Origin of the sequence: Flavobacterium sp. (assembly GCF_017744675.1) — a bacterium.
Classification (GTDB): domain Bacteria; phylum Bacteroidota; class Bacteroidia; order Flavobacteriales; family Flavobacteriaceae; genus Flavobacterium.
In genome coordinates, this window is sequence record NZ_JAGIAV010000001.1 from 325686 (window position 1) to 344154 (window position 18469).

Annotated in this window: 11 protein-coding genes; 2 read left to right on the forward strand and 9 right to left on the reverse strand. The window is 34.9% G+C overall.

What is annotated here, in order from left to right:
* Nucleotides 1-109: 109 nt before the first annotated feature.
* Entirely contained in the window at nucleotides 110-592 is a 483-nt protein-coding gene (locus tag J7574_RS01420; RefSeq protein WP_290963162.1) for a regulatory protein RecX, read from the forward strand.
* A 405-nt stretch (nucleotides 593-997) separates the two neighbouring features.
* Complete coding sequence (locus tag J7574_RS01425; RefSeq protein WP_290963163.1) at nucleotides 998-5269, forward strand: Ig-like domain-containing protein; 4272 nt, start codon at nucleotides 998-1000, stop codon at nucleotides 5267-5269.
* A gap of 54 nt (nucleotides 5270-5323) precedes the next feature.
* Here the strand turns inward: J7574_RS01425 and J7574_RS01430 are convergent, their stop codons facing one another.
* The 9 genes from J7574_RS01430 to J7574_RS01470 all read right to left on the reverse strand — a co-directional run bounded on the left by J7574_RS01430 (nucleotide 5324) and on the right by J7574_RS01470 (nucleotide 18457).
* Nucleotides 5324-6460, reverse strand: a complete 1137-nt coding sequence (locus J7574_RS01430; RefSeq protein ID WP_290963164.1) for a pyridoxal phosphate-dependent aminotransferase family protein — start codon at nucleotides 6458-6460, stop codon at nucleotides 5324-5326.
* Between the two features lie 72 nt (nucleotides 6461-6532).
* Entirely contained in the window at nucleotides 6533-7171 is a 639-nt protein-coding gene (locus J7574_RS01435; protein ID WP_290963165.1) for an NAD(P)-dependent oxidoreductase, read from the reverse strand.
* 189 nt (nucleotides 7172-7360) lie between these two features.
* The gene (locus J7574_RS01440; protein ID WP_290963166.1) at nucleotides 7361-7642 is read right to left on the reverse strand and encodes a F0F1 ATP synthase subunit epsilon; all 282 of its coding nucleotides are present in this window, start codon (nucleotides 7640-7642) and stop codon (nucleotides 7361-7363) included.
* A gap of 82 nt (nucleotides 7643-7724) precedes the next feature.
* Nucleotides 7725-9236 (reverse strand): F0F1 ATP synthase subunit beta, encoded by a 1512-nt coding sequence (gene atpD / locus J7574_RS01445; protein ID WP_290963167.1) that lies wholly within the window; start codon nucleotides 9234-9236, stop codon nucleotides 7725-7727.
* Nucleotides 9237-9472: 236 nt separating this feature from the next.
* The gene (locus J7574_RS01450; RefSeq protein ID WP_290963169.1) at nucleotides 9473-10945 is read right to left on the reverse strand and encodes an SGNH/GDSL hydrolase family protein; all 1473 of its coding nucleotides are present in this window, start codon (nucleotides 10943-10945) and stop codon (nucleotides 9473-9475) included.
* 81 nt (nucleotides 10946-11026) lie between these two features.
* On the reverse strand, nucleotides 11027-13816 hold the full coding sequence (locus J7574_RS01455; protein WP_290963171.1) for a TonB-dependent receptor: 2790 nt from the start codon (nucleotides 13814-13816) through the stop codon (nucleotides 11027-11029).
* Between the two features lie 309 nt (nucleotides 13817-14125).
* Nucleotides 14126-15976 (reverse strand): glutamine--fructose-6-phosphate transaminase (isomerizing), encoded by a 1851-nt coding sequence (glmS, locus tag J7574_RS01460; RefSeq protein WP_290963173.1) that lies wholly within the window; start codon nucleotides 15974-15976, stop codon nucleotides 14126-14128.
* Nucleotides 15977-15985: 9 nt separating this feature from the next.
* On the reverse strand, nucleotides 15986-17629 hold the full coding sequence (locus J7574_RS01465) for a DUF4270 domain-containing protein (RefSeq protein ID WP_290963174.1): 1644 nt from the start codon (nucleotides 17627-17629) through the stop codon (nucleotides 15986-15988).
* A 21-nt stretch (nucleotides 17630-17650) separates the two neighbouring features.
* Complete coding sequence (locus J7574_RS01470; protein ID WP_290963175.1) at nucleotides 17651-18457, reverse strand: glycogen/starch synthase; 807 nt, start codon at nucleotides 18455-18457, stop codon at nucleotides 17651-17653.
* Nucleotides 18458-18469 lie beyond the last annotated feature (12 nt).

Consider the following 18469-nt stretch of genomic DNA (forward strand, 5'->3'; position numbering starts at 1 on the left):
ATTAGCCTAATACACAAGGTTATAATTTATTTCTTTTTATAAAATATTAACAATTTTCAGAATTAATTTATAACTATTGGGCCATTATTTAATCTAAACGTTAAAACGCATGAAAAAGCTGATAAATAATACTTTTACTCTCAAGGAAGCTTTACAAAAGTTAGAGCATTTTTGTGCCTATCAAGAACGTTGTCATGATGAAGTAGTTGATAAGTTATACAGCCTGAAAATGACCCGTGATGAGATTGACAGTATAGTCGTACAGCTCATTGAAGGAAATTTTCTAAATGAAACCCGTTTTGCATGCAGCTTCGCCAGAGGCAAACATCGAATTAAGCATTGGGGAAAAATCAGGATTACCAGCGAACTTAAAGCAAGAAATATTTCTTCTACAAATATTACTTTGGCTTTGAAGGAAATTTCAGCCGAAGAATATTTTGAGACTTTTGAAAATCTAGCAGAAAGATGTTGGAATAGTATTTCAGAAAACAATCTTCTTAAAAAGCGTAAAAAGTTCTGTGACTATATGTTGCGTAGAGGTTATGAAAGCAATCTTGTTTACGAAAAAGTTAAACAACTAGAAGAAAACTAAATTCCTTTTATTCCTTAAAAAAGAGTTTTTTTATCTTTTCCAATCCATTTCGATTTTTGCCCAAAAATCATCAAAAATTACTAGATAATTCAAATAACTTTTGGTTATAAAATATTCCATTTTTTCGGAATTTATAGCAAACTAGACGTTTTTCAGTCTAAAACTTCAAAAAATAGTCTTGAAAAATTTTATTTACCAATATTATTCTTACAATAATATTGGTTTTTTTATAAGAATATTTATCTAACATTAAAATTTTTAATGTGCTTCATCGAGTATTTTTTTAGTTCATCGATTATATGGGGGTTCGCAAAACCGCGCCAACATTCAGCTCGTAAATGTAAGTACCTTTGTTTGGTTCGGAAGTCCTATGCCAGCATAACAAATTGATAAAAAACATTTAACATGAAAAAAACTCTACTTTTATTCTTATTATTGCCTTTTTTTGGATTTGCTCAAACTGTTTTGGTAAAATGGGACGCAGCAAATTCTGGTAATAGCTTTGCCCCTGTTCCAATAGGAACAATTAACGCTTCTGATTTATCAGCAACTGTAACCAATAAATATATCTCTAACAATGCTGCAAATACTTTTTTTTATAGTAGCGGCTGGCCAACACCTCTAAACAAAGGCGGACAATATGATCCGACAAAATATATACAATTTTCTCTGGGGCCTAAAACAGGAAACAAGGTAAATTTAAGCACATTCACTTTTGAATGTAAATCTCCAGGTTCTCAAAAATATACAATTAAATATTCCAAACAATCTGATTTCTCGTCTGGTGTTTTTAATCTTCTTACAGCAACAGCGGCCACTAGTAATTGGATACAATACACATTGAATTTTTCTGAAGAAATAAACCCTGTTTTACCTACTGAAAAAGTTTATGTTAGAATTTACGCCTATTACACTAATAACGACTTCCAAATTAGAACTGGAAGCGGAAATATTGTACCTACCATCAATGGTGAAGTATTAAGTTTTGATGCTACCAAAATATTAGCTATCAACGATTACGTTACCACTACAAAAGATGTAGCAGTTAATATAAATCCACTAAGCAATGACGTAAACAAAGCCAACGTAAACACTTTGGTTATTTCTACACCACCATCTGCTGCAGAAGGAACTGCGATAATTAATCCTGATAAAACTATAACTTTTAATCCTGCTGCTGGATTTATTGGTACTTCTGTTTTCAACTACACCATCTCAAACGCAACAGAAACATCTATAGGAACCATAAAAGTGACAGTAAATCAAGACACAACGGACTTTTTATCACTTTGGGATGGAGCCGATGACACTTTTAATCCCGTAACCAAACAATATGTAGACCCAAACTCTCCAATTACAAAGGCGGGCACTAACATAAGTTTAGATTATATATTTCAAAACCAAAATAATGCATTCTTTCAAACTAACGGCTGGCCTACTCCTTCTAACAACCCTAATATTGTAAATACAGCAGACGAAACTAAGTACATTCAATTTAAAATCGCACCCGATTCTAAACACAAATTAAATCTTAAACAATTTAATTTTACTTACAGAGGAAAGAATCAAAAGTTTCTTGTAAAATATTCTAAGAATCCAGATTTTACAAGTGGTGCTCAGACATTAATACCAGAAAGTAATGCCGCTTCATCATGGACACCGTTAACTAATAATATCGCATCGGGCCTAAACACTTTATCGCCTGGAGAAACCCTGTACATTAGATTTTATGTTTATGCTAGCAACAATACTTTTGAAATTAAAAATGGTAATGGAAGTCCAGAAGGCCCGGTAATCACAGGAACAATCGAAGATGTTTTTACTTTAACAGCAAAGAATGATATTGTTTCAACTCCATCAAATCAGGCCATAACAATCCCTATTTTAGATAATGATGTTATTGGTGGCTATCCGTTAGAAGCCATAACAGTGACACAACCAACTAATGGCACTGTAACTGTAAACGGCCTTAACAATATCACTTTTACGCCTGCAGCAAATTTTACTGGATCTGCAACTTTTACATATACTCTTAAAAATACCAATTCTAATTATTCTTCCGCTACTGTAACTGTTAATGCTACAGCACCTGTTTGTAATCCAGGTGACCAAATTACATACGGAGATAATAAATGGATCGGATATGTGTATAAAACAACAACTTTGCCACCATCTGGCAGTCCTGCAGACCCAAATCCTGCAACGCCTACGACCATTCCAATTTCAAACATGACCTATGTTGGACAAGTTGAAGAAAACAAACTATTTAATCGCGATGTTATACAAGGAACTGTTACTGGGTTAAATCCGCAGTTGTGTGAGTCTCCTTCCGACTATTTCTTTGTTCGTTATAAAATGAAAACAAAAGTTGATGTGACAGGCACTTACAATATTACCGTTGGAGGTGATGATTATTATCGTTTATATTTAACTACTGGTTCTACTACCACGAAAAAAATTGAACAATGGTCTGGCGTAAATTATTCGCAACAGGCAGTAAATATGCAATTGACAGCTGGCGTTGATTATACTTTTGACTTGGAATATTATGAAAAAACAACCGATTCAAGAATACAGTTTTCAATGGGTTTAATAGCAGGAAGCAATACTGCACCTTACCCATTTGGAGATAATTTGTGGAAAGTTTACGGGTTTACTACCGCTGATAGTGGTAATAATTTTACAATTCCACAAAACAGCTACGCTGGATATTATAGTGTTACCCCAGTGAATATTAATACTACAGACTCATTTGCTCTTGCAGAATCGCCTTCTTTTAATCCTACTGTATCTGGCTGGCAAGGAGCCCCTGTGCCTCAAGATTACTTTACTTTGGTTTACAAAAGACAAGGATTCCCTTGCGGAACCTATCAAATACAAATTACAAATTGTGATGATTTAGTACAGATTTACATTGATGATGAGAACGCGACAACACCAGTTTATACATCACCAGGAAACATTAACGACAACGCCCCTGCAAACAATATATTAACTACTCCAAGAGCTTTAGGCAAGGATTCTAAAGTTGAAATTCGTTTAAAAGATTACAAACAAAGCGCTAGACTGAATTTAAATTTCATTAAAGTGGAAACAGATTACAATGGAACAGGAAATCCTGGAGCTAACAGTTCGATAGTAATTAAATCTAACACTACAGTAAGTACAGATCTTAATGTTTGTTCGTGCACTATCAATCCGAATATTACATTAACAGTTCCAAAGGATATCACTTTGACAGTCGATGAAAATATAACTGTTGGAACTGGAGGAAAATTGCTTGTACAATCTGGCGGATCATTGTTACAAACTTCTACCAGCAAAACAAATTTTATAGGAAGCACCAACGCTTTTGAAATACAAAGGACTTCTAAAATACGTCGTTTTGATTTGACTTATTGGTCGACACCTGTAGATAACCCAGATTTTAAAATGAATACTTTATCTCCAGAAACATTATTTGATAAGTATTTTTATTGGACTTCAGATTTCAAATGGGCTACGGATTTGTACGGAAAAATGACAATGGAAGTTGGAAAAGGATACAGTATTAGAGGACCACAGTCTTTTGACACTCAAATAGCCGCTGACTTTACTGGAAAATTTTATGGAAAACCAAACAATGGCAATATTGTAATTCCGACTACAGCAGATAAATTTCATCTTATTGGAAACCCTTATCCATCTGCCATTGATGGCCGAAAATTCATTACAGACAATGGAGATGTTGGCCCCCTGTATTTCTGGACACATGTTTCACCTCCAAAAAAAGAAATTGGCAGTAATACTTACACATACAGTAGCCCAGATTATGCAGTGTTTACGTTATTTGGATCAACAAGAGCTACAACCGGAGGAGAGACCCCTTCAGGATATATTGGAGTAGGACAAGGTTTCTTTATAAAACCAAAAGTTGTTTCTATCACATTTAATAATGGCCAACGTGTAAAAGCACAGAATACGCAATTTTTTAAAACAACAGCAAAAGAAGCTTCAATTGAGATAAATCGCTTATGGCTAAATCTAAGTAATAATGAAGATGCTTTTAAGCAATTATTGATAGGATATGTAGAAGGTGCAACAAACAACTTCGATTATAATTATGATGCAACGACATTGGCTGGTAATTCTTATATTGATTTTTACACTATAAATGAAGCTAAAAAACTTACTATTCAAGCAAGAGCTCTACCTTTTGATAAGACAGAAACAATTCCGCTTGGTTATAAATCAACTGCCGAAACCCAATTAACAATCTCGATAGATCACGCTGATGGTTTTTTTAACCAACAAGCCGTTTATCTGGAAGATAAAAGCACAGGCATTATAACAGATTTGCGCGCTTCAAATTATACTTTCAAAACAACTATTGGAACTTTTACAGATCGTTTTGTTCTCCGCTACACAAACAAAACACTAGGAACAGATGATTTTGAAAATGCAAAAGATGGTCTTTTAGTCTCCGTAAAATCAAAAGTTGTAAATGTAACTAGTGGAACTGAAAACATTAAAGAGACACAAATCTATACAATTGGCGGGCAATTGCTTTATAGCAAAAGTAAAATTGAGGCTAAAGAATTAAAGATTGAAAACTTACATTCTGGCAGTCAAGTTTTATTGGTGAAAGTCATTTTAGAAAATGGCCACGTAGTTACCAAGAAAATCATATTTAATTAATAATAAAAACCCATCGTAAAGATGGGTTTTCTTATTTTACAACAATTCGGAATTTTAAAAAACAAAATCCCTAACCAATTCTAAAACTTTATTAATCTCTTCTTGCGAATTATAACTGTGAACACTGAAACGAAGACGCTCTTGGCCATCAGGAACAATGGGAGAAAGAATAGACTGTACATCAAATCCTTTATCTTGGAGTTGCTCTGATAATTCTTTAATCTTTCTATTTCCTGGAACAATGGCAGAATGTATAGCAGATTTACTGTGAACAAACATTGGTTTTAATCCCAACAAATTTTTCTGCTGATTAAAAAACACAATATTCTGACGAAGCTTTTCAATTGATTTCTTTTCGACTTCCAACTGCTGATAAGCCATAAAAATTGTCGCGACAGCATGAGGAGATAAAGCAGTTGTATAAATAAAGCTTCTCGCAAAATTGACAAGATATTCTCTAAGATCAACACTTCCCAAAATTGCCGCACCTTGGCATCCTAACCCTTTACCAAAACTGACAATTCGAGCAAAAATTTTATGGTGAAGTTTCAGGTATTGAGCCATTCCCTCTCCTTTTTCTCCAAAAACACCCAAAGCATGTGCTTCGTCAACAATCAAATAACAATTGTATTTTTCGGAAAGCTGTACCAATTCTTCTAAATTCGGACTATCTCCATCCGTAGAAAAAACAGTTTCGGTTACAATGTAAATCGTGGCTCGTGGATATTTAAGAATATACTTTTCTAAATCCTCAATATCATTATGAACATAATGATGTGATTGAGCTCGCGACATTGCAATTCCATCTTTAATAGAAGCATGACACAGTTCATCATACAAAACAACATCGTTTTCTTGCGGTACAGCGCTAAAAAATCCCAAATTGGCATTGTAGCCCGAATTGAAAATTAAAGCTGTTTCTGCCTCATGAAATTCAGCTATAAAACTTTCTGCAATTTGATAAAGAGAATGGTTTCCCGAAATCAACCTAGAACCTGTAGCTCCATTTTGAAAAATCTCATTTTCTACCAAATAGGCATGAGTATGCTTGAAGATAGATTCTGATTTCGAAAATCCGATATAATCATTTGAAGAAAAATCGATGAGATTATTAAACGCAGGAAGTTTTCTAAACAGATTATCCTGCTTGTAACGCTCTATTTTTCGATTAAGATTTTCTGGAAGCTTCATAAAAACAAAGTTAGGCAATTCAGTTTAGAAAAAAATAACAGCGGATTATACGAAATCCGCTGTTTTCTAAATTTAAATGGCACTTATAAAAGGTGATTGTTTATTATAATTGGATTCGATCATCTCTTTCACTAAAAACTTCGAAATATCCAATGCCGTAATTTTATCTCCTAAACAATCTCCAAGATCTACCGAGATTTCAGCACTTTCATCAGAAAAAACAATTAAAGGAACGCGAACTTGCGTCCAATCTGCCTTACTTTCTGTTAAAAGATCATAAGTCAATTGTCGGTCTTTTTGAATTTCAGGAAAATTGGTTTTCATCCAGTCGGTCGCCATAATTGTTTTAGCGCTTTTTTTATCAAATGGAGTATCAATATTTAAACCTGCTAATAAAACATATCTTTGGATGCTATAACTTTTCATAGCATTCAAAACATTCTTTGTCGCTTGACTTGCGACCATAGGTTCTCCTGGTCGCTGACCAATTGTACTCAAAACCGCTTGGCAATCTTTGAGCAATAAGTTTATTGCTTCTTCATCAATAGCATCGCCTTTGATAATTTCTATTTTTGAATTCTGAATGGTAAAATCGTCTGGATTTCTTAAAAGAAGTTTTACACTAAATCCGTTTTCTAATAACTGGCTTACAAGATACTTTCCAGTTCTTCCGCCGCCGCCAAGTACAGCAACTTTTGATATATTTCTCATATATATTCTTTATAAAATTTGACATAAGTAAATATGCTCCATCATACAAGATGAAGCAAAAACGTGAGAGCTTACTTAGCTTTCACTATTGATCAAATATTTTATAAAGCGATTTTAATACTTCAAAAATAAGAAAATAAAAAAAGCCAGACAATACTGTCTAGCTTTTCTGCTTATTTTGAAATTGTCTTAGTCGACTAATACAATAATCTTATTGTTTTTCATTTCGATTGTTCCTGACTTAATTCCTAAAGTATAAATTTGGTCATTCACTCTCGTAAATTTATCAGCAGCCTCTTTAGAAAAATTGAAGCTTGGAGCTGCAATTTTAATTGTTCCTTCTTCTAAAATAGAAACAATTGGCGCGTGATGATTTAAAATCTGAAAGCTTCCATTAACTCCTGGCAAGCTAACTGATGTTACCTCTCCCGAAAATAATTTCGCTTCTGGTGATACTATTTCTAAAATCATGTCTTTTTTAGTTAATAGTTGATGGTTGATGGTTGATGGTTGCTTTCTAACAACTGACAACTAACAACTAACAACCAAATTATTATGCTTCAGCTAACATTTTCTCTCCAGCCTCGATTGCATCTTGAATAGAACCTTTCAAGTTGAAGGCTGCTTCTGGAAGGTGATCTAACTCACCATCGATGATCATGTTAAATCCTTTGATAGTATCTTTAATATCAACTAATACACCTGGAATACCTGTAAATTGCTCTGCTACGTGGAATGGCTGAGACAAGAAACGTTGTACACGACGTGCTCTTGCTACTGCAAGTTTATCTTCTTCAGATAACTCTTCCATACCAAGGATCGCGATGATATCTTGTAATTGTTTGTATTTTTGAAGAATTTCTTTTACTCTTTGCGCACAGTTGTAGTGCTCATCTCCTAAGATGTGTGGAGTCAAAATTCTTGAAGTAGAATCTAGTGGGTCAACCGCAGGGTAGATACCTAACTCAGCAATTTTACGAGACAATACAGTTGTTGCATCTAAGTGCGCGAAAGTTGTAGCTGGTGCCGGGTCAGTTAAGTCATCCGCAGGAACGTAAACCGCTTGTACAGATGTAATAGATCCTTTGTTTGTAGATGTAATACGCTCTTGCATAGCACCCATCTCAGTTGCCAATGTTGGTTGGTAACCTACCGCAGATGGCATACGTCCTAAAAGTGCTGATACCTCAGAACCTGCTTGTGTAAAACGGAAGATGTTATCAACGAAGAACAATACATCTTTTCCTTGGTCTGATCCAGCTCCATCACGGAAGTACTCAGCGATAGATAATCCTGAAAGTGCCACACGTGCACGAGCTCCAGGTGGCTCATTCATTTGTCCGAAAACGAAAGTAGCTTTAGACTCTCTCATTCCTGGCATATCTACTTTAGATAAATCCCATCCTCCATTTTCCATAGAGTGCATGAAATCATCACCGTATTTAATAATTCCTGACTCTAACATCTCACGAAGCAAGTCATTTCCTTCACGTGTTCTTTCACCTACTCCTGCGAATACAGAAAGTCCACCGTGACCTTTTGCGATATTGTTGATCAACTCCTGAATCAATACTGTTTTACCAACACCAGCACCACCAAACAATCCAATTTTACCTCCTTTTGCGTAAGGCTCGATCAAATCGATTACTTTAATACCTGTAAATAAAACTTCAGATGAAGTTGATAAATCTTCAAATTTTGGTGCAGGTCTGTGAATTGGCAGACCGTTTTCTCCAGTTTTTGGCAATTCGCCCAAACCGTCAATGGCATCTCCAACAACATTAAATAATCTTCCATATACATCTGGACCGATTGGCATTTGGATTGGACTTCCAGTTCCAACTACTTCATATCCTCTGCTTAAACCGTCTGTTGAGTCCATAGAAATGGTACGAACAGTGTTTTCACCAATATGAGATTGTACTTCTAGAACTAAAACAGTTCCGTCTTTTTTAGTGATTTCTAACGAATCATAAATTTTTGGAAGTTCAACATCTTTACCGTTGAAAACTACGTCTACTACTGGTCCAATGATTTGAGCAACTTTTCCTATTACTTTTGACATTACTTATGTATTTATTAAATAGCTATTTAGGTTTATCGAAAATACCTCTTTTTTCAGAGCGCAAAGATAATTTTTTAAAATATAAAATCAATTTTTTTTTCATAAAAAATAGCACGATTTTGTTTGATTCATAAAACTTGACCAAAAAACAACAAAAACGGCATTTTTTTCACTAAAAGAAAAAACCGCATCATTGACAAAAATGAGCGGTTTTTTGAACTTTAAAATATATATTTTTATGGAAGTGTCGCCGGATATTGAATAGGATATTGGGCCAAATCTACATGACGAAGCGTTGAACCATATTTTTCATTTATTGCATCAATAAATATGTTAGCTATCAATCCGTAACCTCTTGCACTAGGATGAACTCCATCTAAAGAAAACGCTCCTCCAGTTACATAAGTAGAAGACATTACAAAATTTCCAAATCTAACTCCTCCACTTGATAATTGTGTCATAGTATTAACTGTATTTACAAATGCCAGACCTTTTTCATCAGCAATCGCTTTAATAGCCAAATTATAGGCATCTGTTGCTTTTTTTACTTCACCAACCTCGTCTTTTGTCAAAACCCAGTTGTCTGCTAAAGGGACAGAAAGTCCATTAACCTTTGTTGGATCTCCACCTACTGTTGTTCCAATAAATGTTCTCGCAGACAAGACAACCAAATCTTCTTTTGTAGCTTGTCTATAAGATGGAAGACCGTATGCTGAAAGATTAGTAAGATAGCTATCTACAAGAACAACTGCATTGTTTCCCGCTTTAAAGTTTATTATTCTGCGAGCTGCCTCATCTGCCGACAATAGCTTATTAGCAACCATCTGCTGCAAGCCACCATTATAAGCCGCATAACCCGCATTTAGCTGGGTAGCCAAAGCTGCAGTAAGAGGAGCAGGATTATAAGGGACAGTTGTAAAATAAGGCAAAGTTGTAATATATGGCAAATTTGCCACAACACCTTTTGCTCCATTAGCTGTCAAGGCCGTAACCAAATTAGAATAAATAGTTCTAAATACTGTTGGATCTGTGATATCATTACTTCCATAAGTTGCTGGATTCATATTTCCAGTCTGATCTTTACCAATACCACCAGAAGTAGCATAACTCAAAACATCATTACCTCCAATAAAAAGAGAAAAGAATGTTGGGGCTTGAGCTAAAGCATCTGCCAAAACAGTAGTAGTGGCTGAGCTAGAAAATCTTGCAAAATAAGGATTTGCCGCTCCTGTAGCAACACCAGCCACATTTCCGTAACCTGGAGCAACCAAATGATAGCTTTTTGCACCTGGAACCCCCATATTATTAAAAGCTCCTGTTAAGTGCGATGTTATTTCTGTTGTCGGTTTTCCCGAAACATTTACTGGAGCTTGACCATTAAAATAAAGTCTGGTTCCCGCAACAACATTGCCTCCCAGCAACAACCCTCCGATATTATCATTCATCAATGGCTGCGTAAAAGCTCCACCGCCTGCTGCCACGAATTGCTGAGCCAAAATATTTACATACGAATTCTCCTGACCTTTCTTAAAAAGCGCATTATCGCTGTAACCTGCCGCAAAAGAATCTCCCAGCGCTACATATTTAGTTAAAACCGCAGAACCTGGAACTACTGGAACTTCTGCCGGAGCATTATTATTATCGTCATTATTACAAGCTGCCATAAAGGTTAAAGAAACCAGCAATAGCATTTTTATATTTTTTTTCATGTTAGTACTTTTTAAATTATTACCCCTTCATTTTTCAAGTGACTTCAAAGAGTCACACCAATTTCACATAAATAATTACCCTTATGGATTAATTGTCCATGACGCAAACCACATTTGACCAATCATACCCGCTCCAATAACTTGAAGATAATCTGATCCGAAAAGGTTTGTTGCTCCAACTTTAATAACCGATTTCCATTTCGGAATCGCATAATTTACCTGAGCATCAAGAACTGTATTTTCAGGAATCATACCATCTCCAAAAGAAGATTCCCATAAATACTCAGAATTCCATCTTACATTCACATTAAACCCTAAGTTTTTAATCACTTTAGCGTTTCCTAAAGAAGCTTTGATTCTATGTTTTGGAGTATTGAATCCAGCCACGAAATCTGGGTCATCCGCTTGATTGAAGTCAAATTGGGAATAATTATAATTTACACCAACTTCAAAATCTTTATATACTTTTTTAGATAATCCTGCTCCAAAACCAAATGAAGAAATACGAGCAGTTGTATTAGTATAAACTTGATACACTCTTCTATCGCCAAATGCCAAGGCTTGGTAAGTTTGTTGTACAGCAGGATTTGTTGGATCTGTTCCAACAGTTCCATAATAAGGAGAAATAACTCTCGCAGTATTCATGAAATCATTATAAATGTTATAGTAAGCATTCAAATCTACAGACAAGTCATTCTGAACTACCGTACGATATCCTGCCTCAAAAGCCTGAACTTGTTCTGGTTTTACCAAACCGATATCTGCAACTTGAAGATCTCCAGGATTAGCAGATGCTGCAAAAGCCTGAACAGATGCTACAGTATATGCATTATGATAAGCATTTTGTCCCGACATACCAATCGTAGCTGGTTGTCCTGCAGCTTGTCCTGCAGCACTTACATTTACAGTTTCCTGAAAACGGTCTAAGTTTTCTGGTGCCGAACCAATTAACGCAAATGGTCCCAAGTCTAAACCAATATATTGATCTTGTGTAGTAGGATTACGAAAACCTGTTTGATAAGACAATCTGAAATTATGATTTTTTGATGCTCCGGCTGAATATACAAACGAAATTCTAGGCGAAACATTTCCGTCAAAATTCTGACTCTTATCATAACGTAAAGATCCTGTAAACTTCAATCTATCGTCTAAGAATTTTTTCTGTAATTGGGCATAAGCTCCATATTCTTTATATTCAATAGGACCATCGTAGTCTGTAAAAATAGTTCCTTGAGAATCCATCACATATTTTCTCCATGAACCTCCAACTTGAACTTCTGCCCACTTAATAACATCTCTAAAATTATAATTCACATCTGAATGATACAATTTAGAATGGTCTATAAATTTAGCTCCCTGAGTCAAATCTGGATTTGACACTACTGTTGCCAAAGCACTATTAAACTGAGCGCTTCCTGGCTCGAATCTTGGCGAACCCTTTGGCTTTGGAATAAATGAGATTGCAGCTGGCAAAACATTATAATCTGCAAAATTACGTGCAATCTGTGCAGATTCGTTTGCATTGGTTCCCATAACAGCTCCCGCATACTGATATGCAGTAGCATAATTGGTAAACCATTCCTGATCAGACTTAGCGGCTCTATTAACATTCCAAGCGGCAAATCTCATATCATAAGAATTTCCAGCATCTTCGCTTGTAAAATATATTCTGCCAAAAAAGTTTTTCCCTTTTACCTCAAACTTCCCTTGTTGCATTAAGAAGTCTTTCAAAGCATATCTGTTTGCCCCCTGATAAATTGTACTTCCCGTACCAATTTTATATTGCAATATAAATTCTGTATCATCTGCCCAAGGTTTTATATGAGCACTAAAATCAGCTTTCATACTTTGAACCTTATTATCTGTTAAGTCCTGCTCACGATAACCTGTTCTACTAACCTGCCCTACGTTTGGAATAAAAGTAGTAACCTCGTCACCATAAATATTCAAACCGTCATAATTCTGATTCATAGCATGTCCAACCGAACCTCCCGTCATACTTCTAGTATCATTAGCAATCCACTCGCTCGCTTCCATGTATGTAAAATTAGCTTTCATTGCAAAATGCTTAGTAAAAGCTTTTGCAGCCCTAATTCCAAAATCATTATAATCATTTGTTCCCGCAGCATCTTGGCTAGTTTGTCCGTATTTGTAGTAAACGCTTATTCCTTCATTTGTAAAAGGACTTTTACTGGTCATAAACATAATTCCGTTAAAAGCATTTGCACCATAAAGCGCCGAAGATGCACCAGGCAAAAGCTCTACACTTGCAACGTCAATATCTGAAACCCCTATAAGATTTCCTAAAACGAAGTTTAATGCCGGTGAAGAATTGTCCATACCATCAACCAATTGCATGAAACGGGTATTAGCCACGGTAGCAAAACCACGAGTATTTATAGATTTAAAAGAAATACTGCTTGTATTGAAGTTCACCTCTTTTAAATTCTCCAAACCATCGTAAAAAGTTGGAGCTGTGGTATTTTTTATTTCCTGCAACCCCATACGTTCAATTGTAACAGGTGATTCAATTACACGTTCAGGCGTTCTAGATGCCGAAACTACAATTTCGTCCAATTTAGTTTCTTCATCTTTCAAAATTACATTTAGTTTTTGATTTGCTGCAGTAACACTGATCGTTTTAGATTCAAATCCTATTGCGGAGACCTTTACTGAAAAAGGCAGTTTTGCATTAGTAGTTAGTTTAAACGATCCGTCGAAATCAGTAGAAGCACCGCTGTTTTCTCCGACAACAACAACATTAGCACCAGGAATAGATTGCTTGTTACCATCTGTAACCGAACCTGTAATTGTATTCTGCGCAAAGGATATTCCGCTGAATAACAACATAATTAGCAAGTAGACTCTCATTTTGGGTTAGTTTTTTGTTAGTATATAGCCAAAATAAGGAAATATTTTAATATACATAAAAAAATGTTAAATAAATTTAATATTTATCACATTTATTTACAATATTTTAACTATTCACTAATTGAATTTATTAAAATAAAAACAAATAAAACAAGAAGAAAAACCAATGTACTATGCATACATATAAATTTTTATCAAAAAACTGAAAATTTCACAAAAATTCATGCACACAAAAAAATTATTAACAAATAAAAAAAGCGAGACCTAAATCTCGCTTTTTTAACCTATTTATTATTTCGAAAAATAAACCTATTCCACTGTAACAGATTTTGCTAAGTTACGCGGTTGATCCACATTACAACCTCTCATTACAGCAATGTAATAAGAAAGCAATTGTAAAGGAATTGTTGTAACCAATGGTGATAATGCATCTGAAGTTTCTGGAATTTCGATTACATAATCTGCCAATTCACGAACTTGAACATCACCTTTTGTAACTACAGCAATAATTTTACCGCTTCTAGATTTAATCTCTTGAATATTACTTACAATCTTATCGTAATGCCCTTGTTTAGGCGCAATAACAATAACTGGCATATGCTCATCAATTAAAGCAATTGGACCGTGTTTCATTTCTGCAGCAGGATAACCCTCAGCATGAATATAAGAGATCTCTTTTAATTTTAAAGCTCCTTCTAATGCTACAGGAAAATTATATCCTCTACCTAAATAAAGACAGTTTGGCGCATCTTTAAAAGCAGCAGCAATTTCTTTAGCTCTAGCATCGGTTTCTAATGCTTCAGATACTTTCTCAGGAATAATTTCTAATTCTTGAAGATAAGTGTGGAAATCTGTATTTGATAACGTTCCTTTAGCTTTTCCTAAACGTAAAGCAATCATAGTTAAAACTGTGATTTGAGTAGTAAAAGCTTTTGTTGAAGCTACTCCAATCTCTGGTCCTGCGTGTGTATAAGCACCTGCATGACTTTCTCTAGAAATAGAAGAACCAACAACGTTACAAACTCCAAATACAAAAGCTCCGTTTTCTTTAGCCAATTTAATAGCTGCCATAGTATCTGCAGTTTCACCAGATTGTGAAATCGCAATAACTACGTCATCTTTATTGATAATCGGGTTTCTGTATCTAAATTCAGAAGCATATTCTACCTCTACAGGAATACGGGTAAATTCCTCAAAGATATATTCCGCCACTAAACCTGCGTGCCAAGAAGTTCCGCAAGCCACAATTAAAATTCTTTTTGCATTTAAGAATTTTTCCAGATTATCTTCAACTCCAGCCATCTGAACGATTCCTTCATTTGCATGAAGCCTTCCTCTGTAGGTGTCTTTAATTACACTTGGCTGTTCGTAGATTTCTTTAAGCATGAAATGATCATAACCACCTTTTTCAATCTGCTCCAAATTCATTTGAAGTTCTTGAATATAAGGATCTACTAAAGAGTCATCTTGGATTTTTCTAATTTTGATTGGCTTGTGCAATCTGATATTTGCCATCTCGCCATCTTCTAAATAAACCGCATTAGAAGTATATTCAATAAATGGAGAAGCATCAGAAGCAACAAAATATTCACCTTCTCCAACTCCAATCGCTAACGGACTTCCTAATCTTGCCGCTACAATTTCGTTTGGAGTTTTTCTATCGAAAACAGCAATTGCATACGCACCAACAACTTGGTTTAACGCAACCTGAACTGCTTTACCTAATTTAAGATTTTCTTTCTTTTGAACTTCTTCTATTAAATTAACTAAAACCTCTGTATCTGTATCCGATTTAAAAGTGTAACCTCTTTTGATAAGCTCCTCTTTTAAAGGCGCATAATTCTCTATAATTCCATTATGGATAATTGCTAAATCTCCAGAATTAGAAAGATGAGGATGCGAATTCACGTCATTTGGAACACCGTGAGTTGCCCAACGAGTGTGTCCAATTCCAATATTACCATTTATTGTAAAACCTTCATTGGCTTTAGCTTCAAGATCAGAAACCTTACCTTTGGTTTTGCAAACTTTAATGCCCGACTCTTCGTCATACAACATAACGCCGGCACTATCATATCCTCTATACTCAAGACGTTTTAATCCTTTTATTACAATAGGATAAGCCTCTCGATGACCGATATATCCAACAATTCCACACATATATATTTATTAATTTGGTTTCGTGTAGTAGACTTCAAGTTTCAATCTTTTATCATCTGGAACAGAAGATTTTCCTCCGTAAATGATTGTACCTAAAGGATTCATTAAGGATGTTCTTGGAGCTGCTGAAAAATATTCAACTGGATTATCTTGAATTTGAATCTTATTTTTTAGCGCATTTAGTGCATTTACAGCTACACTCTGAGAAACAACCAGTCCTAAATCAACATTTTTAGCCGTCGCGTCTTTTATCAAGTTACGAATATGGCTTGTTATTCTAATTTTATAACTTTTTCCTCTTTTATCGGAACCTAAACTTATTAGTCCTCCAAAAGCTGATGCAGGATCTGCAGAATAATCGGCCAAAACAGAGTTATTTGTCAAATTGTACAAATACACTCTATTTGGCTCCCTTGTACCAGCCATCTTATCAGCATCAATATTAAAGACTAAATTAGCTTCATTAACTTTCCAGTTCTTAATAAGAACATTGCTTCTAATTTCATCTAATTGGTCGGGAACTCCATTTGCTCCGCTTACTGGCTCGCCTGCAGCATTATAACTTAATACATCTGTCTGATTAAACAGTCTTAAAATTGCTACAGAACCTTGACCTCCTTTTAAATAAAGCCGTTCATCTCCCTCCGTTTTATTCACATTGGTTATTGCATTCGCATAGTCTGCATTTCGAGCATCTTGAAGAAAATTAGCTGTATTTGATGTACCCACAGTCGAACCCTTCAAATTCAAAACAATTGTTTTACTCTCCATAGCGGTATCAGCATCTGTCGTAGACTCTGTTTTAGCTTTGTAATAAATCGTAATTTTACCGTCACTAAAATTCATCAATGCCATATTACTCGGACTAGACCCAGACCTTTCAACATTAAAATATAAACCTCTAAAATATTCTTGAAAAACATCTTCAGCTGCAAGTTTTGAAGCATCGGCTTTTAATATTTTATCTTGATAAAACTGCTTATTTAAATGCAAACGCATTTCAGGTTTTACTCTTGTAAGTGTTTTTTTACCATCAGTTGTAATACTATCCTTGTATTCTTTCGCACTAAAAAAGAACTCCTCATTCTCAAATCTATTAGAGCTGTCGTTTAACCAAACCTTTTTATTATTAAGAAAGTCACTATTTTGATCCGTATAATAAAATTGCGGCAACTGGCTACCTCCACTAAAATAACTATTTCTCATCTGAACACCAGACTCATAAACACTTAATTTAATTTTTCCGTTTGTATCTCCATAAATAGAATCCAGTACATAAGTACTGTTTCCATCTTTATCAGTAGCGGTAACATGACTGTAATAAGGAATCTGTATTCTAACACTATCAATAACCGGCGACTCTCCAATTGTTGGAGCATAAGAGCTAAGTCCTACCTGAGTTACAAAATTCGCAGTCGTAGTTGCAAAAAGCGGGTTATCAAAAATACCAAGAGCATTTGGCGTCATATTATTTGACTGAATTGGGGTAACTTCTTGATTAAAAGCTAAAACATCATATTTTTCAGGCGCAAGTCCAAAATGATCATCTCCAACCAACCCATCTCCAATTGCATTAAAATCTTTGTCACAAGAATATAGAAAAATAGCCATTAAAGCCAAAAGAGTTCTCTTAATAAAAGAAGTATTATACATGTCTAATAATAAAATTAAAATTTAAAGTCCAAATGTTCTGTAGAAATTAGTATAAGCGTCTGCAAATCCATCTTTCCCGGCGAAAGGTAAAAAAGGTTTTCCTGAAGATTCTATAAATTTTGTTAAACTTGAAGAAACATTTTCAGACGCAATGATTACACCATCAGAATGTAAAATGCTAGCTTTTAAAACATTCTCATAATTTGGCACTTCTAAATCTGACACCGCTTCATGAGGAACTCCGTCAAATTTAACTTTATTGATCATTTCTAAATCTAAATTTTCATCAAACGACTGCCCGTAAACAGAAGTAATAATTTTAGTTTCAGAAAACAAAGCTTCATGTTTGTAATAATGCTTCATATAAATTGGAAGCATTGCTGCAAGCCAGCCGTGAACATGTATAATGTCTGGAACCCAGTTTAATTTTTTTACAGTCTCTACAACTCCTTTTGCAAAGAAAATCGCTCTCTCGTCATTATCTGGATACAGCGCACCTTCTTCATCTGTAAAAGTTGCTTTACGTTTGAAATATTCATCATTATCAATAAAGTAAACTTGGATTCTTTCTTTAGGAATTGATGCTACCTTAATAATCAATGGCATATCTAAGTCATTCACTACCAAATTCATCCCTGAAAGTCTTATCACTTCATGCAATTGATGTCTTCTCTCATTGATATTCCCATATCTAGGCATGAAAATTCTTATCTGACCGCCTTGGTCATTAATCATTTTCGGAACGTCATAAGACATTAAAGAAACCTCATTTTCAGCCAAATAAGGCACGACTTCAGATGATACATATAATATCCTCTTATCTTTCATAATAGTATTTTA

Bases quoted from the DNA above. Each gene is read 5' to 3' on its own strand.
- J7574_RS01420 (WP_290963162.1), top strand. From the start codon at position 110: ATGAAAAAGCTGATAAATAATACTTTTACTCTCAAGGAAGCTTTACAA.
- J7574_RS01425 (WP_290963163.1), top strand. From the start codon at position 998: ATGAAAAAAACTCTACTTTTATTCTTATTATTGCCTTTTTTTGGATTT.
- J7574_RS01430 (WP_290963164.1), bottom strand. From the start codon at position 6,460: ATGAAGCTTCCAGAAAATCTTAATCGAAAAATAGAGCGTTACAAGCAG.
- J7574_RS01435 (WP_290963165.1), bottom strand. From the start codon at position 7,171: ATGAGAAATATATCAAAAGTTGCTGTACTTGGCGGCGGCGGAAGAACT.
- J7574_RS01440 (WP_290963166.1), bottom strand. From the start codon at position 7,642: ATGATTTTAGAAATAGTATCACCAGAAGCGAAATTATTTTCGGGAGAG.
- atpD (WP_290963167.1), bottom strand. From the start codon at position 9,236: ATGTCAAAAGTAATAGGAAAAGTTGCTCAAATCATTGGACCAGTAGTA.
- J7574_RS01450 (WP_290963169.1), bottom strand. From the start codon at position 10,945: ATGAAAAAAAATATAAAAATGCTATTGCTGGTTTCTTTAACCTTTATG.
- J7574_RS01455 (WP_290963171.1), bottom strand. From the start codon at position 13,816: ATGAGAGTCTACTTGCTAATTATGTTGTTATTCAGCGGAATATCCTTT.
- glmS (WP_290963173.1), bottom strand. From the start codon at position 15,976: ATGTGTGGAATTGTTGGATATATCGGTCATCGAGAGGCTTATCCTATT.
- J7574_RS01465 (WP_290963174.1), bottom strand. From the start codon at position 17,629: ATGTATAATACTTCTTTTATTAAGAGAACTCTTTTGGCTTTAATGGCT.
- J7574_RS01470 (WP_290963175.1), bottom strand. From the start codon at position 18,457: ATGAAAGATAAGAGGATATTATATGTATCATCTGAAGTCGTGCCTTAT.